General features: G+C 71.2%; 22 protein-coding genes and 1 tRNA gene. 8 read left to right on the top strand and 15 right to left on the bottom strand.

Annotation, left to right across the window (positions count from 1 at the left end):
- Positions 1-21 precede the first annotated feature (21 nt).
- Complete coding sequence (locus AB0G59_RS15545) at positions 22-516, bottom strand: sigma-70 family RNA polymerase sigma factor (RefSeq protein WP_360911768.1); 495 nt, start codon at positions 514-516, stop codon at positions 22-24.
- 108 nt (positions 517-624) lie between these two features.
- Entirely contained in the window at positions 625-1,791 is a 1,167-nt protein-coding gene (locus tag AB0G59_RS15540; RefSeq protein ID WP_360911765.1) for a glycerophosphodiester phosphodiesterase, read from the bottom strand.
- Between the two features lie 210 nt (positions 1,792-2,001).
- Between AB0G59_RS15540 and AB0G59_RS15535 the strand changes: the two genes are divergently transcribed.
- Complete coding sequence (locus AB0G59_RS15535; protein ID WP_360911763.1) at positions 2,002-2,670, top strand: lysophospholipid acyltransferase family protein; 669 nt, start codon at positions 2,002-2,004, stop codon at positions 2,668-2,670.
- Between the two features lie 25 nt (positions 2,671-2,695).
- Here AB0G59_RS15535 and AB0G59_RS15530 read toward each other — a convergent pair whose 3' ends face one another.
- From AB0G59_RS15530 to AB0G59_RS15510, 5 genes are all read right to left on the bottom strand, one after another.
- On the bottom strand, positions 2,696-3,526 hold the full coding sequence (locus tag AB0G59_RS15530; RefSeq protein WP_360911761.1) for an alpha/beta fold hydrolase: 831 nt from the start codon (positions 3,524-3,526) through the stop codon (positions 2,696-2,698).
- Positions 3,527-3,729: 203 nt separating this feature from the next.
- Positions 3,730-5,271, bottom strand: coding sequence for an MFS transporter (locus AB0G59_RS15525; RefSeq protein ID WP_360911891.1), 1,542 nt, complete (start codon positions 5,269-5,271; stop codon positions 3,730-3,732).
- An 8-nt stretch (positions 5,272-5,279) separates the two neighbouring features.
- A complete protein-coding gene (locus tag AB0G59_RS15520) occupies positions 5,280-5,828 on the bottom strand; it encodes a helix-turn-helix domain-containing protein (RefSeq protein WP_360911759.1) in 549 nt (182 codons plus the stop codon).
- A gap of 74 nt (positions 5,829-5,902) precedes the next feature.
- Positions 5,903-7,333 carry an argininosuccinate lyase gene (argH, locus tag AB0G59_RS15515; RefSeq protein ID WP_360911757.1) on the bottom strand — a complete coding sequence of 477 codons (1,431 nt, stop codon included), beginning with the start codon at positions 7,331-7,333 and terminating at the stop codon, positions 5,903-5,905.
- Positions 7,330-8,523: an argininosuccinate synthase gene (locus AB0G59_RS15510; protein WP_360911755.1), complete on the bottom strand. Its 1,194-nt coding sequence runs from the start codon at positions 8,521-8,523 to the stop codon at positions 7,330-7,332. The genes argH and AB0G59_RS15510 overlap by 4 nt, the downstream gene beginning before the upstream one ends.
- A gap of 158 nt (positions 8,524-8,681) precedes the next feature.
- Here AB0G59_RS15510 and AB0G59_RS15505 point away from each other — a divergent pair, with 158 nt between their 5' ends.
- The 5 genes from AB0G59_RS15505 (at position 8,682) to AB0G59_RS15485 (ending at position 15,562) form a co-directional block, all read left to right on the top strand.
- Positions 8,682-9,224 (top strand): Uma2 family endonuclease, encoded by a 543-nt coding sequence (locus AB0G59_RS15505; RefSeq protein WP_360911753.1) that lies wholly within the window; start codon positions 8,682-8,684, stop codon positions 9,222-9,224.
- Positions 9,225-9,321: 97 nt separating this feature from the next.
- Positions 9,322-9,395, top strand: a tRNA-Pro gene (locus tag AB0G59_RS15500).
- A 116-nt stretch (positions 9,396-9,511) separates the two neighbouring features.
- Positions 9,512-14,554, top strand: a complete 5,043-nt coding sequence (locus AB0G59_RS15495; RefSeq protein ID WP_360911751.1) for a caspase family protein — start codon at positions 9,512-9,514, stop codon at positions 14,552-14,554.
- Complete coding sequence (locus tag AB0G59_RS15490; RefSeq protein WP_360911749.1) at positions 14,535-14,945, top strand: hypothetical protein; 411 nt, start codon at positions 14,535-14,537, stop codon at positions 14,943-14,945. The genes AB0G59_RS15495 and AB0G59_RS15490 overlap by 20 nt, the downstream gene beginning before the upstream one ends.
- Positions 14,942-15,562, top strand: coding sequence for a hypothetical protein (locus AB0G59_RS15485; RefSeq protein ID WP_360911747.1), 621 nt, complete (start codon positions 14,942-14,944; stop codon positions 15,560-15,562). The genes AB0G59_RS15490 and AB0G59_RS15485 overlap by 4 nt, the downstream gene beginning before the upstream one ends.
- Before the next feature lie 24 nt (positions 15,563-15,586).
- On the opposite strand, the gene AB0G59_RS15480 is transcribed toward AB0G59_RS15485, so the two are convergent.
- The 5 genes from AB0G59_RS15480 to argC all read right to left on the bottom strand — a co-directional run bounded on the left by AB0G59_RS15480 (position 15,587) and on the right by argC (position 20,504).
- Positions 15,587-16,129, bottom strand: a complete 543-nt coding sequence (locus AB0G59_RS15480) for an arginine repressor (protein WP_360911745.1) — start codon at positions 16,127-16,129, stop codon at positions 15,587-15,589.
- An 8-nt stretch (positions 16,130-16,137) separates the two neighbouring features.
- Entirely contained in the window at positions 16,138-17,343 is a 1,206-nt protein-coding gene (locus AB0G59_RS15475) for an acetylornithine transaminase (RefSeq protein ID WP_360911743.1), read from the bottom strand.
- On the bottom strand, positions 17,340-18,239 hold the full coding sequence (argB, locus tag AB0G59_RS15470; RefSeq protein ID WP_360911741.1) for an acetylglutamate kinase: 900 nt from the start codon (positions 18,237-18,239) through the stop codon (positions 17,340-17,342). Before argB ends, AB0G59_RS15475 begins: the two co-directional genes overlap by 4 nt.
- Positions 18,236-19,387 (bottom strand): bifunctional glutamate N-acetyltransferase/amino-acid acetyltransferase ArgJ, encoded by a 1,152-nt coding sequence (gene argJ, locus AB0G59_RS15465; protein ID WP_360911739.1) that lies wholly within the window; start codon positions 19,385-19,387, stop codon positions 18,236-18,238. Before argJ ends, argB begins: the two co-directional genes overlap by 4 nt.
- An 88-nt stretch (positions 19,388-19,475) precedes the next feature.
- Complete coding sequence (gene argC / locus AB0G59_RS15460; protein ID WP_071964688.1) at positions 19,476-20,504, bottom strand: N-acetyl-gamma-glutamyl-phosphate reductase; 1,029 nt, start codon at positions 20,502-20,504, stop codon at positions 19,476-19,478.
- A 216-nt stretch (positions 20,505-20,720) separates the two neighbouring features.
- Between argC and AB0G59_RS15455 the strand changes: the two genes are divergently transcribed.
- Positions 20,721-21,236: a GtrA family protein gene (locus AB0G59_RS15455; RefSeq protein WP_360911737.1), complete on the top strand. Its 516-nt coding sequence runs from the start codon at positions 20,721-20,723 to the stop codon at positions 21,234-21,236.
- A gap of 175 nt (positions 21,237-21,411) precedes the next feature.
- Positions 21,412-22,191, top strand: a complete 780-nt coding sequence (locus tag AB0G59_RS15450; protein WP_360911735.1) for a serine protease — start codon at positions 21,412-21,414, stop codon at positions 22,189-22,191.
- A gap of 13 nt (positions 22,192-22,204) precedes the next feature.
- On the opposite strand, the gene AB0G59_RS15445 is transcribed toward AB0G59_RS15450, so the two are convergent.
- The 3 genes from AB0G59_RS15445 to AB0G59_RS15435 are packed head-to-tail and all read right to left on the bottom strand — an operon-like array spanning position 22,205 to position 24,732.
- Positions 22,205-22,738, bottom strand: a complete 534-nt coding sequence (locus tag AB0G59_RS15445; protein WP_360911733.1) for a GNAT family N-acetyltransferase — start codon at positions 22,736-22,738, stop codon at positions 22,205-22,207.
- 33 nt (positions 22,739-22,771) lie between these two features.
- Positions 22,772-23,443: a response regulator transcription factor gene (locus tag AB0G59_RS15440; RefSeq protein ID WP_360911731.1), complete on the bottom strand. Its 672-nt coding sequence runs from the start codon at positions 23,441-23,443 to the stop codon at positions 22,772-22,774.
- A complete protein-coding gene (locus AB0G59_RS15435; RefSeq protein WP_360911729.1) occupies positions 23,440-24,732 on the bottom strand; it encodes a sensor histidine kinase in 1,293 nt (430 codons plus the stop codon). Before AB0G59_RS15435 ends, AB0G59_RS15440 begins: the two co-directional genes overlap by 4 nt.
- Positions 24,733-24,746 lie beyond the last annotated feature (14 nt).

Here is a 24,746-nt window from a genome sequence, read left to right as displayed (position 1 = left end):
CTATCGCTCCTTTCCCCCGGGTCAAGGAGCCGCAATCTCTGCCATCAGCATTCTGCGCAGGCATCCCAGGCAACGGGAACGTACGGGTCCCAAAGATCCTTGTGACATTCCCAACTTCCCTGCGATTTCCCGGTAGGTCGGGTCGTTGCCGGACAGCAGGGCGGCCAGCAGCCCCGGACAGCGGCCCGGCAGACGGCGTACGGCGGCGCGGAGCTCACGGCCCGCTTCGGCGTCCAGGACCGCTTGTTCGACGCCGGGCCCGGCCCCGGCCGGCGGCTGTGCGGTCGGGTCGTACGGCACCTCCCGGCGCGCCCGGCGGCGGGCGGCGCGGGCCTCGGCGCGCACGGTGGCCCGTAACCGGGCGGCGGAGACGGCGGTACGGCCGTCGCTCAGCAGCCGCAGCCAGACGGACTGTTCGAGATCGGCGGCGTCGAGCCCGCCGGCCGCGGCCGCCTCGGCGGCGCACTCGGCCTCGAGCAGGGGGCCGAGCCGCGTCAGGAGATCGCTGTGCGTCATGAGGTCGGGGACGTCGCCCCTTCCCCCGCCGGTTTCCCCCTCACCCGGCAATCACCCGTACGGGGCGGGCCACGGCCGGCCCGCCCCATGCAGCGAGGACGCCGTGCGTCAGCGCTTGAGGTAGGCGTCCCGCGCGAGCGCCGCCGTGTCGGGGTTGTCCGAGAAGATGCCGTCGATGCCGGTCGCGAAGTACGTGTTGAACGCGCCGAACGCGTCACCGTAGGCGTTCGGGTCGCTGCCGCGCCGGAAGTCGGCCGGCAGGAAGCTGTTCTCGTTGCGCATCGTGTACGGGTGCAGGATCAGCCCGGCGGCGTGCGCGTCGCGCACCAGCGCGGTCGGCTTGGTGAGCTTGTCGTTCTTGTCCCGGGGGATGATCAGGTTCAGCCACGGGCCGATGCCCTGGGCGAAGCCGGAGACCCACTTCAGGCCCTTGGGCGTGATCAGGTCGGCGACCGTGCGCGGGTCCTTCGCCTCGGTGAAGTCCCAGGGCCGGGTGGTGAGGTCGTCCAGCAGCAGGACCTTGGGGCAGTCGACGCCGAGCTTGTTCAGCCGCTGGAGGCTGCTGGGCTCGAAGGACTGTACGAAGGTGTAGCCGTTGCGGCCGGAGCGCCCGTAGCGGCGCAGCAGCTTGGCCAGGCGCTCCTCCAGGCCGAGGCCGGCCTTGCGGAAGTAGGTGGGGTGCTTGGTCTCGACGTGCAGCCAGATGCGGCGTCCGCGCTTGCGGCCCTGCTCCTCGGCCCACTTGAGGACCTCTTCGAAGGTGGGCACCTGCCAGCGGCCGTCGTAGAGGGTGTTGTGCTGGCGGGTGGCGGGGATGCGCTCCTTGGCGCGGAGCGTCCTGAGCTCGGCGAGGGTGAAGTCCTCGGTGAACCAGCCGGTGTGGGCCTCGCCGTCGACGGTCCTGGTCGTCTTGCGGGAGGCGAACTCCGGGCGGGAGGCGACGTCGGTGGTGCCGGTGATGTCGTTCTCGTGACGGCACACCAGGTGTCCGTCCTTGGTGGGCACGAGGTCCTGCTCGATGACGTCCGCGCCGTTGTCCAGGGCGAACTGGTAGGAGCCGAGGGTGTGCTCGGGCCGGGAGCCGCTGCAGCCGCGGTGGCCTATGACGGTCGGCACCGGCAGGTCCTTGTACGAACCTCCCCGGCCGCCGCGCTCCGTCGTCGTCCCTGCCGCCATCGCCGGTGCCGCCCCGCCGCCGAGGACGGCCGCTCCCGCGCCGAGGGCCGCCGCGGCCCCCAGCACCGTGCGCCTGCCCGGCCGCTGCTCCTGCTGCATGAACTCTCCTCGTTGCATTGTGTTGCGCTGGCCGGGCGATCGTATGCATGTACGACTGCCCGGTTGAAGAACGGAAACGGAACGGAGTGAAAAGTCACGTCAACACTCTGTTTCGAGTCGGTCAACCCCATGTGCACGGGGTGGGTACCCGCGAGTATCGTCACGACCGCGCCCTGCGCGCCTGACCGAACACCACGACCGGAGGGTCCGTTGTCCCGCATCTTGCTCAAGGCGTTCCTCGGATTGCTCATGCGCGTCCTGTACCGCCCGACGGTCCAGGGAGCCGAGCACATCGCCGGCAGCGGGCCCGTGATCCTGGCCGGAAACCACACCACGTTCATCGACTCGCTGTTCCTGGCCCTGGTCGTCAAGCGGCAGGTGTTCTTCATCGGCAAGGACGAGTACGTCACGGGCAAGGGCGTCAAGGGCCGGCTGATGGCGTGGTTCTTCAGCTCCTCGGGCATGATCCCGGTCGACCGCGACGGCGGCAACGGCGGCGTGGCCGCGCTGATGACGGGCCGCCGGGTGCTGGAGGAGGGCAAGATCTTCGGCATCTACCCGGAGGGCACCCGCTCCCCCGACGGCCGGCTCTACCGCGGCCGCACCGGCATCGCCCGCCTGACGCTGATGACGGGCGCGCCGGTGGTGCCGTTCGCCATGATCGGCACCGAGAAGGTCCAGCCGAGCGGCAAGGGCCTGCCCCGCATCGCGCCGGTGACGGTGCGCTTCGGTGAGCCGCTGGACTTCTCCCGCTACGAGGGCATGGACCGCGACCGCTATGTGCTGCGCGCCGTCACCGACGAGGTGATGAGCGACGTGATGCGCCTGTCGGGCCAGGAGTACGTGGACATGTACGCCACCAAGGCCAAGGCGGCCTGACAGGGCTCGCACCGCTTCGGGAGGCTCAGGCCCCGCCGAGGCAGCGGGGCTGGAACGCCGGGTCGGCCGGGCCCTTGCGGCCCAGTGCGTTGAGCACCCACTGCGCGACGACCGGGTCCTTGGTGGCCTGGTCGTGCATGTAGAGGTCGAGCGGGCACTTGTCCTGCAGGACGATGTTGGTCAGGCGCTCGGCCGGTCCGGTGAGCAGGGCGCTGGTGTAGGGGATGACCACCTCGTCGTACCGGGTGGTGACGACCGTGTAGTCCGGGCCGGCGGGCGTCTCGTCGCCCTCGTTGAGCTTCTTCAGCAGGTCGGAGCCGACCTGCTGGTCCACGCACGAGGGGCAGAAGGTCCAGCCCGCCGGGATGGCGAGCGGGTTCTTCGTGCCGTGGTTGGAGGGGACGATGCCCACGAGGTCGTCGACCTTGTCCGCGCCCCCGAGGAACTTCACGTAGTAGCGCGGCAGCATGCCGCCCTGGCTGTGGCCGACGATGTCGACCTTCTCCGCGCCCGTCGCGCCGCGCACGGCCTCGACGAAGTCCTTGAGTTCGGCGGCGCCCTGCGGGATGGGGGCGGTCTCCATCTTCCCGTAGTTGAAGGCGAAGACGCAGTAGCCCTCCTCCTTGAGCTTCGGGGAGAGCTTGGCCCAGTTCTCGACCATCAGCTTGAACGTGCCGTTGACCAGCACGACCGGCTGCGGATGCGCCGAATCCGGCTTGCAGGACCAGTCGTTGGCGCCCTTGGGCGGGATGTCCAGGGGCGAGGCGGAGGCCGGGGAGGCGTTGAGCCCCATGAGGCTCAGGGCGGCGGTGGCCGCGGCGGCGACCAGGAACCGTGCAGTGGTGCGCAGACGCATGGTGTGGGGATTCCTTTGAACACGGCGTCCGACCACGGACGCCCTCGTCCGAACCACGTTCGACAATGTCGACCGGTGGCAGGATGTTCTCCGGTGCGTCAGGAGCGCGTCAAGAGAGTTACTCGCCGGTAAAATTCACAGGGCCCGGGGCTTGCCAGCCCCGGGCCCTGTGCGGTTTGCTGCTCATTCGAGCCGCGCCCGGCTCAGCCGCCGTACCCTTCCTCCAGCCGTTGGCCGCGCAGCAGGCGCCAGGCCGCCACCGCCGTGACCAGCAGCACCACGGCCCCGACGCCGGAGGCGATCCGCATCCCCTCGACGAACGCGTCCTGGGCCGAGGCCAGCAGCGCCCCACCGGTGTCCGCCGGCAGGGTGCCCGCCGACTCGACCGCGCCGCCCAGGGACTCCTGGGCCTGGGCCGCCTGCTCCGCCGGGACCCCCGGGGGAACGGCGAAGTCGCGGTAGACGCCGGTGACGATCGAGCCCAGCAGTGCGATGCCGAGCGCGGCACCGAGCTCGTAGGCCGTCTCGGAGACCGCCGAGGCCGAGCCCGCCTGTTCCTTGGGCACGCTGGAGAGGATCACGTCGGCGGTGACGGTGAACGAGAAGCCCGCCCCCACGCCGACGACCAGCAGCACCGTGCCGAGCACGGGGTAGGAGGTGTCGGTCTCCAGCCCGACGAGGACCGCCAGCGCCAGGCCGATCGCCGCCAGCCCGCCGGCCACCACCGACCGCACCGACCAGCGCCGGGCGGCCTGCCCCGCCAGCAGACCGGCCGTCACCGCGCCGATCGCCGCGGGCAGCTCCGCGAGCCCCGCCTCCAGGGGGCTGCGGTCCTGCACCAGCTGGAGGAACTGGGACAGGAAGAAGACCATCCCGGACAGGCCCAGCACGGTCAGCAGGTCCGCCATGACCGCGCCCGAGAAGCCCCGGTGATGGAAGAGCCGCATGTTCAGCAGCGGCGAGTCCAGGGTGAGCTGACGCCGCACGAACCACGTCAGCGCCCCCGCGCCCACCGCGGCCACCAGGGCGATCTGCCAGGTCGGGCCGTGCGTGGCACCTTCCTTGATCGCGTAGACGACGGCGATGATGCCCACCATCGACAGCACCACGCTGAGCAGGTCCCAGGGCCCCGGCGCGGGGTCGCGGGACTCGGGCAGCAGCTTGATGCCGACGAGGACGAGCACGGCCATGACCGGCAGGTTGATCAGGAAGACCGACCCCCACCAGAACTTCTCCAGCAGGAACCCGCCCACGACCGGGCCCACGGCCGCACCGGCGGAGGCCATGGCACCCCAGATGCCGATGGCCAGGCTGCGCTCCCTGGGGTCGTGGAAGATGTTGCGGATGAGGGCGAGGGTGGACGGCATCAGCGTCGCGCCCGCCACGCCCAGCAGCGCCCGGGCGGCGATCATCATCTCGGGGCTGGTCGCATAGGCGTTGAGCACCGAGACCGCGCCGAACGCCACCGCGCCGGTCAGCAGCAGCTTCTTGCGGCCGATGCGGTCGCCGAGGCTGCCCATGGAGACGAGCAGACCGGCGATGACGAAGGAGTAGACGTCGCCGATCCACAGCAGCTGGGTGCCGGTCGGCTGCAGGTCCTCGCTGAGGAACGGCGTCGCCAGACCCAGCACGGTGGCGTCGACGGCGACGAGCAGCACGGCCAGCGCGAGCACGGACAGCGCGAGCCAGCGCCCCGGACGCGGCGGCTGGAGCTCTTCCCGCTCGCCCGGCCGGGGGGCGGTCATCTCGCTGCTCACCGCTCCATCCTCCGCTGTGCGCCGCCGAGCAGCAGCTCGGCGACCATGCGGCTGATGTCCTTGGCGGCCACCCGGCCGTCGTGCACGGCCCAGGCCCCGGTGCCGATCAGCCCGTACAGGGCCTCGGTGAGCCAGGCGGGTGACAGATCGATCCGGAAGGCGCCTTCCTCCTGGCCCCGGAGGAACAGGGCGTGGACACGGGCGTCGAGCCGGTTCCAGCCCTCGTTGGTCCCGCCCTCGTAGAGCTGGTTCTCGGAGAAGAGGAAGGCGAGCATCGCGGCGATGGGCTCGGCCTCGGCGACCAGCCGGCGCACGGCCTCGGAGGCGTCGCCCTCGTCCACCCGCGCCGCGTCCAGAGCGCGCCCGAAGAGCTCGATGCCGAGGTCCTCCAGGGCGCGCACGAGCGCGTCACGCCCGGCGAAGTGGCGGTGGAGGGTGGCGCGGCTGATGCCGGCGGCCTTGGCGATCTCATCCATCGAGGCGGTCGACTTGCGGGTGAGCAGGGCCGCGGCTGCTCTCAGGACACGTTCACGATCGAGGCTCATGAGACGACGATAACCCGAATGAGACGTCGATGTCTCATTCGGGTCGTCGCCGTATCACTCACGGCGGGTCGTCGTCAGCCGCGCCGCCGGTCGGACCACTCCCGCTGGAGGGCCAGGTCCGCCTTGACCTCCTGCAGCTGCACCGCCACGGCGGAGGGGGCCGTACCGCCCCGGCCGCTACGGGAGGCGAGCGCGCCCGGCACGCTGAGGACCGTGCGGACCTCGGGGGTCAGATGGGCGGAGATCGCCTCGAACTGCTCGTCGGTCAGCTCGTCCAGCTCGATGCCCCGCGTCTCGCACTCCTTGACGCACTCGCCGGCGACCTCGTGCGCCACCCGGAAGGGCACGCCCTGCTTGACCAGCCACTCGGCGATGTCGGTGGCCAGCGAGAAGCCGGCGGGGGCCAGCTCCTCCATCCGCTCACGGTGGACCGTGAGGGTCGCCATCATCCCGGTGAAGGCCGGCAGCAGGACCTCCAGCTGGTCGCAGGAGTCGAAGACCGGCTCCTTGTCCTCCTGCAGATCGCGGTTGTACGCCAGCGGCAGGGCCTTGAGCGTGGCCATCAGCCCGGTGAGGTTGCCGATCAGCCGGCCCGACTTGCCGCGTGCCAGCTCGGCGATGTCGGGGTTCTTCTTCTGCGGCATGATCGAGGAGCCGGTGGAGAAGGCGTCGTGGAGGGTCACGAAGGAGAACTCCTTCGTGTTCCAGATGATGACCTCCTCGGCGATGCGCGACAGGTCGACGCCGATCATCGCCGTGATGAAGGCGAACTCCGCGACGAAGTCGCGCGAGGCCGTGCCGTCGATGGAGTTGCCCGCCGAGCCCCGCTCGAAGCCGAGGTCGGCGGCGACCGCCTCCGGGTCCAGCCCCAGGGAGGACCCGGCGAGCGCCCCCGAGCCGTACGGCGAGACCGCCGTGCGCTCGTCCCACTGCCGCAGCCGCTCCGCGTCCCGGGACAGCGCCTGGACGTGGGCGAGCACATGGTGGGCGAAGAGGACGGGCTGGGCGTGCTGCAGGTGCGTACGCCCGGGCATGGCCACGTCCGGGTGGGCCTCGGCGAGGCCGACGAGCGCCTCCTGGAGGTCGGCGATCAGGCCGCCGATGATCCGTGCGTGGTCGCGCAGGTACATCCGGAAGAGCGTGGCGACCTGGTCGTTGCGGGACCGCCCGGCGCGCAGCTTGCCGCCGAGGTCGGGGCCGAGCCGCTCCAGCAGCCCCCGCTCGAGGGCGGTGTGCACGTCCTCGTCGGCGACGGTGCCGGTGAACGTGCCGGCCGCGACGTCGGCCTCGAGCAGCCCGAGGCCCTCGATCATGCGCGTGAGCTCGTCGTCCGTCAGCAGCCCGGCCTTGTGCAGCACGCGCGCGTGGGCCCGGGAGCCGGCGATGTCGTAGGGGGCGAGCCGCCAGTCGAAGTGGACGGAGGCCGAGAGCTTGGCGAGGGCCTCGGCGGGTCCGTCCGCGAACCGGCCGCCCCACAGGCGTACGTCCTGCTGCTGCCCGCTCATGCGAGGTCCCGCTTGGCGGCGATCTTCGAGGACAGGCCGAAGATCTCGATGAAGCCCTTGGACATGGACTGGTCGAAGGTGTCGCCGGTGTCGTAGGTGGCGAGGTTGAAGTCGTAGAGCGACTGCTCGGACTTCCGGCCCGTCACGACCGCCCGGCCGCCGTGCAGGGTCATCCGGATGTCACCGGAGACGTGCTCGTTGGCCTCGGCGATGAAACCGTCCAGGGCCCGCTTGAGCGGGGAGAACCACAGGCCGTCGTAGACCAGCTCGGTCCACCGCTGCTCGACGCCCCGCTTGTACCGGGCGAGCTCGCGCTCGACGGTGACGGCCTCCAGCTCCTGGTGGGCGGTGATCAGCGCGATGGCGCCGGGCGCCTCGTAGATCTCCCGGGACTTGATGCCGACCAGCCGGTCCTCGACCATGTCCAGCCGCCCGACGCCCTGGGCGCCGGCCCGCTCGTTGAGCTGCTGAATGGCCTGCAGGACACTGACGGGCCTGCCGTCGAGGGCCACCGGGACGCCCTGCTCGAAGGTGATGACCACCTCGTCGGCCTCCCGGGGGGTGGCCGGGTTGGCGGTGTAGTCGTAGACGTCCTCGATCGGCGCGTTCCAGATGTCCTCGAGGAAGCCGGTCTCCACGGCCCGCCCGAAGACGTTCTGGTCGATGGAGTACGGCGACTTCTTGGTCGTCGCGATCGGCAGGCCCTTGGCCTCGCAGAAGGCGATGGCCTTGTCCCGGGTCATGGCGTAGTCCCGGACGGGCGCGATGCACTTCAGCTCGGGGGCGAGCGAGGAGATGCCCGCCTCGAACCGCACCTGGTCGTTGCCCTTGCCGGTGCAGCCGTGGGCGACGGTGGTCGCGCCGTGCTTCCTGGCGGCGGCCACGAGGTGCTTGACGATCGTGGGCCGCGAGAGGGCGGAGACCAGCGGGTACCGGTCCATGTAGAGGGCGTTGGCCTTGATCGCCGGGAGGCAGTACTCCTCGGCGAACTCGTCCTTGGCGTCGGCGACCTCCGCCTCCACCGCACCGCAGGCGAGCGCGCGCTTGCGAATGACGTCCAGGTCCTCGCCGCCCTGGCCGACGTCCACGGCGACGGCGATGACCTCGGCGCCCGTCTCCTCGGCGATCCAGCCGATGGCGACGGAGGTGTCAAGGCCGCCGGAATAGGCGAGTACGACGCGCTCGGTCACGGTTCCTCCTTACGGTGCTGCATGTACTGGTAGGCATAACTATGCAGTGCGCCGTATGTTTCGTCAATAGCTCGCGGGGGTGAATCGTTGCCGAGTAAGCGGCGGCACAGCGTTCTACGATGCAACTATCCGGGTGCCCAACCAGGGGAGGTTTCGCCATGACTGTGCAGGACGACTTCATCCGAGAAGCTGTCGAGCGTGCAGCGTCGGTGATCGAGGGCTTCAAGATCGAAGTGGTGGGGGACCGGATCATCATGACGCCACAGAGCAGCGTCCAGAGCTGGACGATCCGTCGCGTCCAGAACGCCATCGACGCCTGCGGCATCTCCGAGGAACGCATCCTGTCGGACGTGCTGATCCAGTTCCCGGGAGAGCCTCCGCGATGCCCGGATGTGGCGATCGTCGAAGAGGGCGCCGGCGGTACGTACACCTACGAGGACCTGATGGCCGCCATCGAGATCGTCTCCTCGAAGTACGACAGGAACGACTACGCGATCAAGGTGCAGCAGTACGCCCGCTTCCGCGTACCCATCTACTTGATCATTGACCCCTTCCGCGGCCAGTGCAGCCTGCTCACCGAGCCGGGCGATGACTCGTACGCCTCCTGCGCGGAGTACAAGTACGGCGACACCATCACCTTCCAGCTGGCGACTGGCGACACCATCGAGATCCCCACACACACGTTCAAGCTCCGCAGCTGACCGCTCACCGGACCCCCGATTTGGATCAAATCGCGGAACAGGATATTTTCTTCCTGCACGCCTCACCGGGAAGAAAAGCCCGGAGGGAACGTCGCACCGGGACGTGGCGCAGCTTGGTAGCGCACTTGACTGGGGGTCAAGGGGTCGTGGGTTCAAATCCCGCCGTCCCGACGGTGAAGTAAAGGTCGGCCGCCCGAGGGTTTCCTCGGGCGGCCGACCTGTTTTGGTGCACCCGTACGGCCGCCTCCCCGGTGACATCATGATTCCTCCGCACTGGGGAGGGACCAATGGAAGACGTCGCCCGAAGGGCACTGCTGATCGGTGTCCGACAGGCGCCCGGAGCGCTGGATGCGTTCGAGCCCTTGGACGAAGCGGTCGACGCGGACCTCGCGGCCATGCGATCCGCCCTCGAGGAGTCCGGGTACGAGGTGGACACGCTGGCGGGGGCCGAGCGCGCGGCCATCGGCACCGGCATTCACGAGGCCGCCCTGCGGATTCCGGCCGGTGGCACGCTGCTCCTCTACTTCACCGGCCACGGCGTGCGCTTGAACGGCGTGGACTACCTGGTGCCGGCGGACGCCCGGGCACCGCGGGACGGCGACTGGCAGCAGCCCTACCTCGACTCCCTTCTCCGTGCCGACATCAGCCCCTACCTGCGCGCCAGTGCGGCGGGAACCGTGCTGTGGATCATGGATGCCTGCCGCGACGAGCTGTCCGGAACGCGGGAGGCGTTCGGCAGCCACATCGTGCAGGGCCCGCCCGCGGGACGTTTCGCCGTCATGGCGGGCTGCTCGGCCGGAGAGCGTTCCGGTTTCACGGCGGACGGCAGCTTCTTCACCCGGGGACTGGCCGAGGCTCTCGGTTCCCTGTCGGCACCGAGAACCGTGGACGAGGTGTTCGCGGCCACCAAGGCCCACGCCTTCAAGGCCGCCAGAGGACAGGGCCTGACGCAGAAGGCGTGGATGCGCTGCGGCACCGAGCTCGACCGCGAGACACGGGATACGGAGATCTGCCAGGGGCGCCACATGCTGGAGGAGTGGCGAGCCGCGGTACTCGACGAACGGCTGTGGAAGCTCGCCACGGCGGGGGTCGCCTCGCACGAGGACGTGTCCCACCTGCAGGAGTGCCTGGTCTCGCTGGTCGGGGAATGCGCGCGTACGGTCCACCACGCCCGCAAGCGGTTACCGGACCCGTGGGCCGACGACGACTTTCCCGTACGCCTGCTCCAGCGCGGCCTCGTCGACCTGCTGCCGGAGGGCGCCGAGCTCTCCCTCGCGGAGGTCTCGGCGGTCCTGGCCGCGCCCTTCCTGCACGAGGCCGCGTGGGCCGAGCGGCTGAGCCAGGCGGCGGAGATCGATCCGACGTGGATGCGACGCGACCCCGATGCCGGTCCGCACCGCAGGCATCTGGAGCAGGTCTGGGATCACCACGCGCAGGCCACGAGGAAGCTGGATTCCTGCTGGCTGCAGGACCGTGAGGACGACACGCAGGCCGTCTCCCTGTGGCTGGTGCACCGCTGGATCGCCGAGCGCTTCGAGACGGACGAGCAGCCGGTGCCCGCCGGGCGCGCGGATGCCTTGGCCCGCGCCGTGTTGGGCGCGCACGAGAGCGAAGGGGCGCGGAGCGACGAGCTCTCGGTCGCGCTGCGTGGGCTCGCGGCGGCGGTCACCGCGCACGCGCCGCTGGACGACGTCCAGGACATGGCCCCCCTCATGGTGCGTCTTCCCGGGGGACGAAGGCCGCAGCGGCTGCGGGTCCGGCCGCTGGCCGCGCTGCTACGGCTGGCGGCGGCCCTGGCGACCGACGTGCGCACCCTGCCCGAGATCGTCGCCGAACATCTGGCGGTATCGGACCCGCTGCGGCCCGAGGCCGTCGTCCGGGCGGCCCAGCACTCCCTGCGCTGGACGCCTGACGGCGACCAACTGCACATGGACATGCCCTGCCGGCACCACGCGCTCCACGCCGCCATGGCCGAGACGGCCGAACGAGCGGACCGGCTCGCCTCCCTCGCACGGAGGGCGGCCGAAGACCTCCCCCGCAGCGAGGAAGACCTCCTGACCGCGGTTCCCTCCCGCATCACGGCGCGCGGCCTGCGTCCCTCGCAGCTGCAGGACGGACGTGCGGCGTACGAGATACCGCTGCTGCGCTTCCACCTGGCGCAGACGGAGGTACGCGACCTCCTGATGGGCACCCAGCTGTACGGGGACCGGGCGCTGGCCGTGCGCGAGCTCTACCAGAACGCGATGGACGCCTGCCGGTACCGCGCCATGCGCGGCAAGTACCTGCGGCTCAAGGGGCGGCAGACGCTGGACTGGGCCGGTGAGATCACCATCGTCCAGGGCGAGGACGAGCGCGGGCGGTACGTCGAGTGCCGGGACAACGGTGTCGGCATGAGCAAGGAACAGCTCATGAACACCTTCACCCGGGCCGGCAGCCGCTTCGAACGCTCGCGGACGTTCCAGCGCGAGCAGGCGAGCTGGCTCCGGCTGGACCCCTCCCTGCAGCTCTACCCGAACAGCCGGTTCGGCATCGGCGTCTTCAGCTACTTCATGCTCGCCGACGAGATGTCGATCGTGACCCGGGAAGTGAGCCCGGACGGCATCCCGGCCGACCACGCGCTGCGGGTCGACATCCCCAGCAGCGGCAGCCTGTTCCGCATCCGGCGGCACGACGACAGCCAGGACGGGGACGGGCTGCTGGCGGGAGGCACGCGCGTACGGCTCTATCTGCGCAGCGGGGTCACCGTGTCGTGCGCGGACACGCTCCGGAATCTGGTGTGCGTGAGCGAGTTCGTGTTGAGGGTCGACGACGGATCGCTTTCGGCTGAGCACTGGGAGCCTGGGGTGCTCTACCAGAGCAGCGAGAAGCGCACTGGGCACGAGGCGGTGCCGGGCGTGCTGTGGTGGGTGAACGGTCAGGGCGCCATCCTGTGCGACGGCATCGCGACGAACAAGACGCCCTACGGCTACGTCCTCAATCTCACCGGCCGGCATGCCGGAAAGCTCAGCGTGAACCGCAATGAGCTGCAGGAGTACGACGAGAGCTGGGCGAAGCACAACTGGCGTGAGGGCGCCGGCCGTCTTCCCGAGTGGCCGTGGCTCACCATGGAGTGGCTCTGGGCACTGGAAGAAAAGAGTCTGCCCACTGCCCAGGTGATCTGGGATGTATTGCGCGGCCAAGGAATACAGGTCCCGTCACGCACGCGCGAGTGGGAATCGCAGCACTCCTTGGACGCGGTTGGATGGTTCCGGCCGGACCAGCAGGTGGATCAGGCGATGCCGGCCGGCGGTCACGGCATCACATTGAACGCACGGCCGTGGCGTGCGTCAGTGCTCGGGAGGCGGTATACACCGGCCTCGGAATCCGCTCCCCTGTCATTGACCGGCTTCCCCGTACCTGGCCCGGGAGATGCTGCCACTTGCGACAAGGTCGGCCAGGACTGGCGCAACGCCGTACATCAGGCGGCCGGCCGGAGCACCGCGGTCGCCGATGTGCTGCGATCCATGCGAAGGCTGAGAATCATCCACCCCTCCGTCGCACCGCCGCCTGTCCGCGACGGAGCACTCGACTGGAAACCGAACTCACTGGACGCTTGGTTGGCCGAGGCATTGAGCGGCGGCTTGGTCACGCAGAAGCGGCGGAAGGTCGCCACCACGGAACCGGACGACCTGGGCGCCTTGGTCTGGGCATCGCAGATCCATCACAGGACACTGGGTGAATTGGCCCGCGCGTGCGTGCGCTACGCGCCGCTGCTGCGTTCGCCGGTCCCCGAGGCTCCCGAACCTCACCAGAACTACGTGTGCACCGGCAAGGACCTCTCGTTGCTCTACGTCACGGAGGGGGAGGGAAATACGCGTTCGACGCGGCGCACACGATGGTCCTGGGACATCTGGGCAGTGGCCCGGGAACAGTCCATGGACCCGCGGGACGTCTTGAAACACCTCTCGCAGTTCCGCTGGCTCGGCTGGACTCCCCCCGCCGAACACGAGGTCCTCGCGTGGACCCGGGACGACATCGAGGTCCTCGGAGTCCTTCGGGAGTACCTCATCGTCGAGCCCGATGGCCGTCCGGTCCTGCCCTGGGCAGCCACCATTGCCGCCGCGGAGCAGGGGCTCAAGCCGGAGCGGGACGAGGAAGAAGATCCGGAGGACGCGGACGATTGGGAGGATTGGTGGGAGACCACTCTGCAGGAAGCCGAGGACAGGCTGGCGGGCTGCGCGGCACGGCTCGGGTTCATCTATGAGAAGCGCTTCGTCTCCGACGATGCCCGGGGCGAGGTCGTTCCGTCGGAAGAGACAGCGGCCATCGTGCTCGATGCTCACCGGCGCGGAAAGCGGGTCGAGGACGGGCTCACGCTGGAAGACCTGGCGCTGGCGCAGCCGTACGGGCTGGACGAGGAAGATTTCTCCGCAGCTGTTGACGACCTCCGTGCTGCGGGAATCTCCGTCCCGGACAACCTGGACCTCATCCACCAGTGGGACCGCCTCCCCACCCGTACGCGGTATGCATTTTCGGGAGACGACCCCAGCGAGGATGGCAACGACTTTCCCGTCGCGCCCACTGCGGCAGTACTCTTCACCGCGAGCATGCAACTGGGCGAATCCCTTGGCGACATGTGGGAAGTGGCCCGGCGCGAGGCCCCGCGCTTCGGGCTCAGCGCCCCTCTCCTGCCTGATGCGCTCGCAGGCTTCACGCCCACGTGGCAGGAACTGCGGATTCTGGTGTCAGGCGGAACGTTGGACGACGAATACGACTCCGGCAAGTACTTCGAACCCCTCCGCTGGCGCCCCCTGACCGCCGGTTCCCTCGCCCGCTACGCCCACAACCGGGATCTGACCCCTGCCCGCTCCTACGACCGTCTGGCCCCGCTCCGCGAGATCGGCGCCCTGATCCCCGAGCTCACCCCGGACGCACTGGCCGGCCTCCCCGATGCCGTCCCCACCGCACACGACCTCATCGCGCTGGAGGACGACCACCGGGTCTCCTCCCCCGGCGCACCCCTCACCCCGCTCGACCTCGTGAGCATGGCCGGCCGTCTGGGTGAACCCGTCACCGACACCTGGCAGCGCATCGAGCCCTACCTGCCCCTGCAGCCGACCCCCCAGCTCTCCCCACCGCACATCCCTCACGTCACCCCCCTCTGGCAGGACCTCGCCCTCCTCTCCGTCCATCTCGACGGCCTCCTGCCCGCCCTCAGCGGCAGCGTGTCCGCGGCTCACGTGAGCTTCGCCGCACGGGAGGTGGGCGAGAGCGCAGCATGGGTATGGCAGCGGCTGGAGTTGTACGCAGATCTGTTCGGACTGGAGCTTGATGAACGTCCCCACGAGTGAGAACCGGGCCGTGGGCGGCCACGACTTCGACGTCCCCTACGTCGAGACGCCGCCCCTGGAGGCGTCCGCGCCGTTCACCGCCCGTACCTCGGCCGATGGCCGGCGGGTGATCGTCGAGGGGCACTGTCCCCGCTGTCAGGGCCGGACGGTGTCCGAGCTCCCCCGTGGTGTCCCGGGCGGCCGCGGGGCCACGAAGGGCGTGCTCTCCCGCCTCTCCGGGCGCGAGCGCCGCGGCGGTGCGCCCGATCCGGCCGCGGAAGTCCTCTCCTCGGAGGTCTTCTTCTGCGAGTGCGGCTACGCCCATCCGCAGCAGCCCGCCGACGTGTCGTTCATGGGGTGCGGGGCCAGCTGGCGTGCCGTCGCGCCGGCGGACGGCGGCGGCCGCCGATGAGCAGTGCCCGTACGGAACGACGGTGGGCGGAGCTGGCACGGGAGCTGGAGTTCAACCAGCTGCCGGAGCTGCGCCGCCAGGCCGAGGGGTGGCGGACGGGACTGACCGGGCTGACGGCGCTCGTCACGGTGCTGGCGGTGCTCAAGGGGCGGGACAACCTGGCGGACCTGCCCGCGGCGGCCCGGCTGGCCGCCACGTGTCTCCTCGGCAGCGCCTTCCTCGTGCTCGTCGTGGGTTCGCTGCTGGCCGTGCGGGCGTCGCACGGGCGGCCCGGGGACGAGATCATCCTCGGTGGCCAGGCCCTGCGCCGGTGGACCGAGCGCGAGGTGGTGCGCATCAGTCGGTTCGTGAAGGCCTCGGCCGTGTGCTGCGTGCTGGGCGTCGTCCTGGTCTTCGCCGCCGTGGCCACCGCCTGGTCCACGGCGGGCGGCCCGGCGGCTGGCCTCGTACAGGTCCGCACGCCGTCGGCCACCGTGTGCGGTGAGCTCCACGCGGCGGGGTCTGAAGGGGTGAGCCTGTGGGTCACGGCGGAGGGCCGGCGTGAACTGCGCGTCCTGCCGGTGGGGGCGGGTACCTCGATCACGCCCACCAAGGCCTGCCCCGCCGCCCGGCCGTGACGGCGGGGGCGGCGGGGACGGGCCTCAGCGTTCCTTCTGCGCCAGCCTCAGCAGGTGGTCCGCCAGGGCCTGGCCGCCGGCCGGGTCGCGGCTGATCAGGAGGAGGGTGTCGTCGCCGGCGATGGTGCCGATGATCTCGTGGACGCCCGCCTGGTCGATGGCCGAGGCGAAGAACTGCGCGGCGCCCGGCGGGGTGCGCAGGACCACGAGGTTGGCCGAGGCCTCGGCCGAGATCAGCAGTTCGGCGGCCAGGCGGCCCATGCGGGCCTCCGTGGCGGACTCGCCGAGGGGGGCCCGGGGGGTGCGGTCGCCGCCCTCGGAGGGGACCGCGTAGATGAGCTCGCCGCCGGTGTTGCGGATCTTCACCGCGCCCAGCTCGTCGAGATCCCGGGAGAGCGTCGCCTGCGTGACGGACAGGCCGTCGTCCGCGAGCAGCTTGGCCAGCTGGCTCTGCGACCTGACGGCTTGCCGGCTGAGGATGTCCACGATCCGGCGGTGGCGTGCGGTGCGGGTCTGCGGCACGGCCTGGCCGCCGTGGCCCGGCTCGGTCTCCTGCGCCTCGGTCATCGTTGTCGTCAGTCTCCGGATCGTCGTTCCCCGTGTGCCCCGCCGGCGGCGGCGTCCAGGACGCCGGGCAGCGCCTGGAGGAACGTCTCCACCTCATCCTCGGTGATGATCAGTGGAGGGGCCAGCCGCACCACGTGGGGTGCGACCGCGTTCACCAGGAGACCGGCTTCCTGGGCCGCCTGCTGCACCTTTGGTGCGAGGGGCTCGTCAAGGACAATACCCAGGAGCAGGCCCGCACCACGGACGTGGCCGACGAGCGGGTGCTTCAGCGCAGCGATCCCGTCACGCAGGAGGGCGCCCGCGCGCCGGACGTGGGCGAGGGCGTCCCCGGCCGCGAGGGTGTCGAGGACGGCGAGGGCGGCCGCGCAGGAGACGGGGTTGCCGCCGAAGGTGGAGCCGTGCTGACCGGGTGTCAGCAGGTCGGCGGCGGGTCCGAAGGCCAGGGTGGCCCCGATGGGCAGGCCGCCGCCGAGGCCCTTGGCGAGGGTGACGACGTCGGGCTCGATGCCCTCGGACGTGTGCGCGAACCAGTCCCCGGTGCGGCCGATACCTGTCTGGATCTCGTCCAGTACCAGCAGCGTCCCGGTGGCCCGGGTGATCTCGCGGGCGGCGGCCAGATAGCCCTCGGGCGGTACGACCACGCCGTTCTCGCCCTGGACCGGCTCCAGCACCACCAGCGCGGTGTCGGTGGTGACCGCCGCGCGCAGGGCCTCGACGTCCCCGTACGGGACGTGGGTGACGTCCCCGGGCAGCGGAAGGAACGGTTCCTGCTTCGTGGGCTGGCCGGTGAGGGCGAGGGCCCCCATGGTACGGCCGTGGAAGCCGCCGGCGGCGGCCACCATGTGGGTGCGGCCCGTGCGCCGGCCGATCTTGAAGGCGGCTTCGACCGCCTCCGCGCCGGAGTTGGAGAAGTACACCCGCCCCGGCCGGCCGGCCAGACTCAGCAGCCGCTCCGCCAACTGGACGGTGGGCTCGGCGGTGAAGAGGTTGGAGACGTGGCCCAGCGTGGCGATCTGGTCGGAGACCGCGCGGACGATCGCGGGGTGCGCGTGTCCGAGGGCGTTGACCGCGATGCCGCCGACGAAGTCCAGGTAGGCGTTGCCGTCGGCGTCCCAGACCGTGCTGCCCTCGCCGCGCACCAGCGGGATGCGGGGGGTGCCGTAGTTGTCCATGAGGGCGCCCTGCCAGCGCCGGGTGAGATCCGCGTTGGTCATGACGTCCCCTCGGGGTCCGGGACGACCATCGTGCCGATGCCCTCGTCCGTGAAGATCTCCAGCAGGATGGCGTGCTGGACCCGTCCGTCGATGACGCGGGCGGTGGTGACGCCGTTGCGGACGGCGTGCAGGCAGCCCTCCATCTTGGGGACCATGCCGCTGGCCAGCTCGGGCAGCAGCCGCTCCAGCTCGCTGGCGGTGAGCTGGCTGATGACGTCGTCGCTGTGGGGCCAGTCGGCGTAGAGGCCCTCGACGTCGGTGAGGACCATCAGGGTCTCGGCGCCCAGTGCGGCGGCGAGCGCGGCGGCGGCGGTGTCGGCGTTGACGTTGTAGACGTGGTCGTCGTCGGCGCTGCGGGCGATGGAGGAGATGACGGGGATGCGGCCGTCGTCCAGCAGTGCGCGCACCGCGCTCGGGTCGATGTCGGTGATCTCGCCGACGCGGCCGATGTCCACCCGCTCGCCGTCGATCTCGGCGAAGTGCTGGGTGGCCGTCATCAGGTGGGCGTCCTCGCCGGTGAGGCCGACGGCGAGGGGGCCGTGCCGGTTGAGGAGCCCGACGAGCTCGCGCTGGACCTGGCCGGCCAGCACCATGCGGACGACGTCCATGGCCTCGGGCGTGGTGACCCGCAGCCCGGCCTTGAACTCCGACTGCAGGCCCATCCGGTCCAGCTGGGCGCTGATCTGCGGGCCGCCGCCGTGCACGACGACCGGGCGCAGTCCTGCGTGGTGGAGGAAGACGACGTCCTGGGCGAAGGCGGCCTTCAGCTCGTCGTCGATCATGGCGTTGCCGCCGAACTTGATGACGACGGTCTTGCCGTGATGGCGCGTCAGCCAGGGCAGCGCCTCGACGAGGGTGCGGGCCTTGGGCAGGGCGGTGTGCTTGCGGGTACTCATGAGCTGTACGCGCTGTTCTCGTGGACGTAGTCGGCGGTCAGGTCGTTGGCCCAGATGACGGCGGTCTCGGTGCCCTCGGCCAGGTCGGCGGTGATGCTGACCTCCCGGTAGCGCATGTCGACGAGGTCGCGGTCCTCGCCGACGGAGCCGTTCCGGCAGACCCAGACGCCGTTGATGGCGACGTTGAGCTTGTCGGGGTCGAAGGCGACGGAGGTGGTGCCGATGGCGGAGAGCACCCGGCCCCAGTTGGGGTCCTCGCCGTGGATGGCGCACTTGAGGAGGTTGTTGCGGGCGATGGAGCGGCCCACCTCCACGGCGTCGTCCTCGGTGGCCGCGCCGACGACCTCGATGCGGATGTCCTTGCTGGCGCCCTCGGCGTCGCCGATGAGCTGGCGGGCGAGGTCGTCGCAGACGGTGCGGACGGCCTCGGCGAAGGCGGCCGCGTCCGGGGTGATGCCGGAGGCGCCGGAGGCGAGCAGCAGCACGGTGTCGTTGGTGGACATGCAGCCGTCGGAGTCGACGCGGTCGAAGGTCTGCCGCGTGGCGGACCGCAGGGTCGCGTCGAGGCCTTCGGCGTCCACGTCGGCGTCGGTGGTGAGGACGACGAGCATGGTGGCGAGGCCCGGGGCGAGCATGCCCGCGCCCTTGGCCATGCCGCCCACCGTCCAGCCCTCGCCCTGGGCGACGGCGGTCTTGTGGACGGTGTCGGTGGTCTTGATGGCGATGGCGGCCTTCTCGCCGCCGTGCGCGGAGAGTTCGGCGGCGGCCTTGTCGATGCCGGGCAGCAGCTTGTCCATGGGCAGCCGGACGCCGATGAGGCCGGTGGAGGCGACGGCGATCTCACCGGCGCTGTGGCCCAGCACCTCGGCGGCCTTCTCCGCGGTGGCGTGGGTGTCCTGGAAGCCCTCGGGGCCGGTGCAGGCGTTGGCGCCGCCGGAGTTGAGGACGACGGCGGAGACCTGACCGCCCTTGAGGACCTGCTGGGACCACAGGACGGGTGCGGCCTTGACGCGGTTGGCGGTGAACACGCCGGCGGCGGCCAGGCGCGGGCCCTGGTTGACCACGAGGGCCAGGTCGGGCCCGCCGCTCTCCTTGATCCCGGCGGCGATGCCCGCGGCCGTGAAGCCCTTTGCTGCGGTGACGCTCACTGCATCTCCTCGTCGGTCGTGCTCGTGGTGTTCTGGGGGTCGCACGGCACCAGCCGTGCCAGTACGGTCGCGATCATCCGGCGGACGCTCACGGCGCCACCCCGGTGGCCGGCAGCCCCAGCTCCTCGGGGAGCCCGAGGGCGAGGTTCATGCTCTGGACCGCGCCGCCGGCGGTGCCCTTGGTGAGGTTGTCGATGGCGCTGACGGCGACGATGCGGCCGGCCGCCTCGTCGAGGGCGACCTGAACGAGCGCGGTATTGGAGCCGTACACGGACGCCGTGGCCGGCCACTGCCCCTCGGGCAGGAGGCGGGCGAACGGCTCGTCCTGGAACGCCTTCTCGTACGCGGCCCGCAGGGACTGCGCGGTGGTGCCCGGCGCGGCCTTGGCGCTGCACGTGGCGAGGATGCCGCGCGACATGGGCGCCAGGGTGGGGGTGAAGGAGACGCTGACCGTCTCCCCCGCGACGGCGGAGAGGTTCTGGCTCATCTCGGGGGTGTGCCGGTGCCCGCCGCCGACGCCGTACGGGCTCATCGAGCCCATGACCTCGCTGCCGAGCAGGTGGGGCCTGGCGGCCTTGCCGGCGCCGGACGTGCCGGAGGCGGCGACGATCACGGCCTCGGGCCCGGCCAGGGCGGCGGCGTAGGCGGGGAAGAGCGCGAGCGAGACGGCGGTGGGGAAGCAGCCGGGCACGGCGACCCGCTTCGTCCCCCGCAGCGCCTGCCGGGCGCCGGGCAGCTCGGGCAGCCCGTACGGCCAGGTGCCGGCGTGGGGCGAGCCGTAGAAGCGCTCCCACTGCCCCGCGTCCCGCAGCCGGAAGTCCGCGCCGCAGTCGACGACCAGCACCTCGTCGCCGAGCTCCGCCGCGACGGCGGCGGACTGCCCGTGCGGCAGGGCGAGGAAGACGACGTCGTGTCCGGCGAGCACCTCGGCCGTGGTCGGCTCGAGCACCCGCGCGGCGAGCTGCGGCAGGTGCGGCTGGAGGACGCCCAGCGGCTGACCGGCGTTGGAGTTCCCGGTCACGGCGCCGATGCGCACCTCGGGGTGCCCGAGCAGCAGGCGCAGTATCTCCCCGCCCGCGTATCCACTCGCCCCGGCCACTGCGGCACGTATCGCCATCGGTCGTTCCTCCTCCGTATCGAGCATGACTATACGGATGGCTGCAGTTTTATGCAATGCCCTCTTTTCGAATGCCTTCTTTATGGGCCAAATCAGGCCGCGCAGACCGTGGCGCCACGCTTGGCGCCATTAATGGCTCGCCATGGCGCCATCCATGCGCCATGATGACACCACGAGCGCGCTCGCGGGGGTGGGCCATCAAAAGGGGGACGGATCATGGAGACAGCACAGAGCCGGCAGCAGGCGGCACCGGGGGCCTTCGCCGCCTTCGCCCGCTTCGTGCTCTGCGGCGGCGGGGTGGGGCTCGCCTCCAGCTTCGCCGTGGTGGCCCTTGCCTCCTGGGTTCCCTGGTTCCTGGCCAACGCCCTGATCACCGTGGTCTCCACGCTCCTCGCCACCGAGCTGCACGCCCGCTTCACCTTCGGCGCCGGCGAACGCGCGACCTGGCGCCAGCACGCGCAGTCGGCCGGGTCCGCGGCGGCCGCGTACGCGGTGACCTGCGGGGCGATGGTCGTCCTGCAGCAGCTGGTGGCGGCGCCCGGTGCGGTGCTCGAGCAGGTCGTCTATCTGTCCGCCTCCGCACTCGCCGGGGTCGCGCGGTTCGCGGTGCTGCGCCTCGTCGTCTTCGCGCGCGGCCGCTCGCAGGCCGTGACCACCGCCCTCCCCGTGCACGCGACCGTGGCCCGCGCCTCGGCCCCGGCCGGCCCCGCAGAGCTCTGCCGCGCCGCCTGACCGTTCCACCCCGCCGTTCCACCTTCGCCCGTTCGCGCAGGTCAGAGGCCGTACAACGTCCCGGCGTCCCATATCGGCGGCCACCTCTGGCGGTGGGGACGGCCCACGGGCCAGGCTCGGGGCCAGACCCGCCGGGCCGACCGGCACCGCACCGACAGACAACGGGGAATCCCACATGTCCCAGCACGGCCGACGCCTCACCGCCGCCCTCCTGACCGCCGCCGGCCTGACGGCGGTCGCCGGCGTCGGCGCCACTCCGGCCGCCGCCGTCCGCGGCGGCTCGGCCACCACGAGCCAGGCGGCGCCGTTCACCGTGATGCTCAAGAACCCGGACGCGCCGGCGGGCGCGGACAGCGCGTGGTGCGGCGGCACCCTCGTCGCCCCCGACAAGGTGCTCACGGCCGCCCACTGCGTGACGAACGCGCCCCGCCCCCTGTCGATGACCGTGGTCGGCGGGCGCACCGACCGGCTCTCGGCGGCGGGCCAGGAACGGCGCGTCACCGCCGTCGAGCTGGACCCGCAGTACACGAGCGACCTCGTGCACGACGCGGCCGTCCTCACCCTGGACAAGCCGCTTCCGTACAAGCCGCTGCGCGTCGCGACGGACAAGGACGCCGCGCTGTACGCCACCGGGCGCACCGCCACCGTCTACGGCTGGGGCCTCACCGACGGCGCCACCCAGGGCCGCGTCCTGAAGAAGGCCACCCTGACCCTCTCTCCGCTCGCGGCGTGCGAGCCGTACTCCGACACCACCGACACGACGCTGAAGGTCTGCGGCACCTCCGCGAAGGGCAAGGGCGACAGCATCTGTCCGGGCGACTCGGGCGGTCCGCTCGTCGCCGACGGGGTCCTGATCGGCATCGTGTCGACGGGCAACAAGTACTGCGACGCCCAGTACCCGGTCTCGGTCTTCACCAAGGTGAGCACGGTCGCCCCGGCGCTGGGCCTGCGCTAGCCAGGCCACGCGGTCACATGGGGAGGCAATGCAGCCTCACCGGGCCCTCGGGCCATGGCGCGTCCTCGTGCAGGGGCGTCCACATGGTGCACAGCGGCATGACCACGGGGCCCGTGGGCTGTTCGACGTGGATGTCCCCCTCGAGCACCCGCCACCCCAGCCGGCGGTAGAGGGCGACGAGGGGCGGCCGGCAGAAGAGGAGGGCGTGGCGGGGGCCCATGGTGCGGGCGTGGTCCAGGGCCGCCGCCATGACCAGCCGGGCCAGGCCCTGGCCCCGGGTGTCGGCGGCGACGGCCACCCCGCCGACGCCCACCGCCTCGGTGGCCGCCCCGCCGACCGAGAGCGGCAGCCTCACCAGGCCGGTGTGCGCGACGAGCCGGCCCGCACGCCTGATGCCGAAGTGCTCGTCCTTGGGGCGCCACGTCAGGCCGGTGTCCGCGACTCCGAAGGGGTCCGCGGCGTCACCCAGGATCTCGCTCTGGTCGGTCTTCGTGTACTGCGCGAGCCGCACCACGGCCGGCGGCGCGGCAAAGGGATCATCAGTCATCTCCCCATGATCACTCCCGCCCCGGCGGAGGCGTCAGTATCCGGCCGGGCGCACCAGGCCCGTCTCGTAGGCGAAGACGGCGGCCTGGGTCCGGTCGCGCAGGCCCAGTTTGACCAGGATCCGGCTCACGTGGGTCTTCACGGTCTGCTCCGCGAGCACCAGGCGTGCGGCGATCTCCGCGTTGGACAGGCCCTGGGCGATCAGGGACAGGACCTCGGTCTCGCGTTCCGTCAGGTCGCCGACGCGTTCCCTGAGCGGGGCGCGGGGGGCGCCGGTCGTGCGGGAGAACTCGGCGATGAGGCGCTTGGTGAGGTTCGGGGAGAGCAGGGCTTCACCGCCCGCCACCACGCGGACGGCGTGGGCGAGCTCGTCGGCCGAGGCGTCCTTCAGCAGGAACCCGGACGCGCCCGCGCGCAGCGCCTCGTAGACGTACTCGTCGAGGTCGAAAGTGGTCAGGACCAGGACCTTGACGGTGGCGCCTGCGGGCGCGGTGATGCGGCGCGTGGCGTCGATGCCGCCGAGCCGGGGCATGCGGATGTCCATCAGGACGACGTCCGGGGCGAGTTCGGCGACCTTGGCGACGGCGTCCTCGCCGTCCACGGCCTGACCGACGACCTCGATGCCGGGTTCGGCGTTGAGCAGGACCGTAAAGCCCTGACGGACCATCATCTGGTCGTCGGCGATCAGCACGCGGATGGCGGTCATGCGGTGTCCTCGACGGGGTGGGCGCCTGGGGCGGCGAAGAGTACGGGCAGGGTGGCGATCACTTCGTAGCCGCCGTCGGGGGTGGCTCCGGCGGCGAGTTCACCGCCGAGCATCGCGGTGCGCTCGCGCATGCCGAGCAGGCCGTGGCCGGCGCCCGGCGAGGGCGCGACCGGCCGGTCCGGGGCGGTGTTGACGACGCGGACCGTGACCCCCGAGGGGTGATAGCCGATCCCCACGCGCACCCGGGCTCCGGGGGCGTGGCGCATCGCGTTGCTGAGCGACTCCTGCACGATGCGGAAGGCCGACAGCTCCACGCCCGGGGACAGCGGGCGCGGCTCGCCCGTGATCTCGGTGGTGACGGCGAGGCCGGCGCCCCGTACGTTCTCGACCAGTTCGGCCAGGCGGTCGAGGGTGGGCTGCGGCGCGTGCCGCGCGCCCTCGGCGGAGGGGTCCTCGGAGCGCAGGACGCCCAGGACCCGGCGCAGTTCGGTCAGCGCCTCGACCGCGTTCTGGCGGATGCCGGCGAGGTTCTCCTTCAGGTCCGCGGACGGGTTCTCGACCAGGTGCGGGGCGACCTGGGCCTGGATGGAGATGACCGACATGTGGTGGGCGACCACGTCGTGCAGCTCGCGGGCGATGCGGTTGCGCTCCTCCAGCAGGGTGCGCCGGGAGCGTTCCTCGGCGGTGAGCACCTCCTGCTCGACCAGGCGCGTGCGGGCCACCCGGCTCATGCGCAGGGAGGCTCCGACGACGACCGCGGTCGCGAAGGGCACGAGGGCGCGGGTGAGGACCTCGTTGTGGTCCTGGGTCTGGAAGAGGGTGTTGAGCAGCCCCGACAGGACGGTCAGCGTCAGCGCCTGGGCCGCGATCAGGGGGCGGACCCGCAGGGCGAGGAGGAGCAGCACGAGGGTGTGCAGGACGATGTCCTCGATGCCCCACGGCCACAGGTGGTCCTGGCTGACCTCGGCCTCGCCGAGCGCCGCGACGAGGAAGAGCGTGATCGTCGACAGCCACCAGGCGGGTACCGGGCGGGACAGCGCGAGGACGACGGCCACCGACTGGAGTACCGCGAACAGCATCCGGAGTGTCGGATTCTGGTGGAACTCCCCGTTGCTGTTTCCGGCGCTGAAGGGACAGATGACCAGCGCGATCAGCACCACGTGGGCATGCGGCAGCCAGCCGAGCGAGCGCAGCCGCGGCAGCGGGTCGCGCCGCATCGTCAGCAGGCCCGTGGCCAGGGCGCGCAGCGTCGAGCGCGCCCCAGCGGCAAACCGTTCCTTCTCCCCCATCCGCACAAGATCAA

Source organism: Streptomyces sp. NPDC021096 (assembly GCF_040641275.1).
Lineage (GTDB): Bacteria > Actinomycetota > Actinomycetes > Streptomycetales > Streptomycetaceae > Streptomyces.
The sequence above is the reverse complement of the archived record's forward strand: the minus strand, read 5'-3'. Positions and strand labels throughout refer to the sequence as shown.

What these genes read in the sequence shown, in the direction of transcription:
- argC (WP_071964688.1), bottom strand. Translation starts at nt 20,504, where the DNA reads ATGGCGATACGTGCCGCAGTGGCCGGGGCGAGTGGATACGCGGGCGGG.
- AB0G59_RS15530 (WP_360911761.1), bottom strand. Translation starts at nt 3,526, where the DNA reads ATGCGTCTGCGCACCACTGCACGGTTCCTGGTCGCCGCCGCGGCCACC.
- AB0G59_RS15480 (WP_360911745.1), bottom strand. Translation starts at nt 16,129, where the DNA reads ATGACCGAGGCGCAGGAGACCGAGCCGGGCCACGGCGGCCAGGCCGTG.
- AB0G59_RS15440 (WP_360911731.1), bottom strand. Translation starts at nt 23,443, where the DNA reads ATGACCGCCATCCGCGTGCTGATCGCCGACGACCAGATGATGGTCCGT.
- AB0G59_RS15525 (WP_360911891.1), bottom strand. Translation starts at nt 5,271, where the DNA reads ATGACCGCCCCCCGGCCGGGCGAGCGGGAAGAGCTCCAGCCGCCGCGT.
- argB (WP_360911741.1), bottom strand. Translation starts at nt 18,239, where the DNA reads ATGAGTACCCGCAAGCACACCGCCCTGCCCAAGGCCCGCACCCTCGTC.
- AB0G59_RS15445 (WP_360911733.1), bottom strand. Translation starts at nt 22,738, where the DNA reads ATGACTGATGATCCCTTTGCCGCGCCGCCGGCCGTGGTGCGGCTCGCG.
- AB0G59_RS15475 (WP_360911743.1), bottom strand. Translation starts at nt 17,343, where the DNA reads ATGACCAACGCGGATCTCACCCGGCGCTGGCAGGGCGCCCTCATGGAC.
- AB0G59_RS15435 (WP_360911729.1), bottom strand. Translation starts at nt 24,732, where the DNA reads ATGGGGGAGAAGGAACGGTTTGCCGCTGGGGCGCGCTCGACGCTGCGC.
- AB0G59_RS15545 (WP_360911768.1), bottom strand. Translation starts at nt 516, where the DNA reads ATGACGCACAGCGATCTCCTGACGCGGCTCGGCCCCCTGCTCGAGGCC.
- AB0G59_RS15505 (WP_360911753.1), top strand. Translation starts at nt 8,682, where the DNA reads ATGACTGTGCAGGACGACTTCATCCGAGAAGCTGTCGAGCGTGCAGCG.
- argH (WP_360911757.1), bottom strand. Translation starts at nt 7,333, where the DNA reads ATGAGCGGGCAGCAGCAGGACGTACGCCTGTGGGGCGGCCGGTTCGCG.
- AB0G59_RS15540 (WP_360911765.1), bottom strand. Translation starts at nt 1,791, where the DNA reads ATGCAGCAGGAGCAGCGGCCGGGCAGGCGCACGGTGCTGGGGGCCGCG.
- AB0G59_RS15450 (WP_360911735.1), top strand. Translation starts at nt 21,412, where the DNA reads ATGTCCCAGCACGGCCGACGCCTCACCGCCGCCCTCCTGACCGCCGCC.
- AB0G59_RS15485 (WP_360911747.1), top strand. Translation starts at nt 14,942, where the DNA reads ATGAGCAGTGCCCGTACGGAACGACGGTGGGCGGAGCTGGCACGGGAG.
- AB0G59_RS15455 (WP_360911737.1), top strand. Translation starts at nt 20,721, where the DNA reads ATGGAGACAGCACAGAGCCGGCAGCAGGCGGCACCGGGGGCCTTCGCC.
- AB0G59_RS15495 (WP_360911751.1), top strand. Translation starts at nt 9,512, where the DNA reads ATGGAAGACGTCGCCCGAAGGGCACTGCTGATCGGTGTCCGACAGGCG.
- AB0G59_RS15520 (WP_360911759.1), bottom strand. Translation starts at nt 5,828, where the DNA reads ATGAGCCTCGATCGTGAACGTGTCCTGAGAGCAGCCGCGGCCCTGCTC.
- AB0G59_RS15490 (WP_360911749.1), top strand. Translation starts at nt 14,535, where the DNA reads ATGAACGTCCCCACGAGTGAGAACCGGGCCGTGGGCGGCCACGACTTC.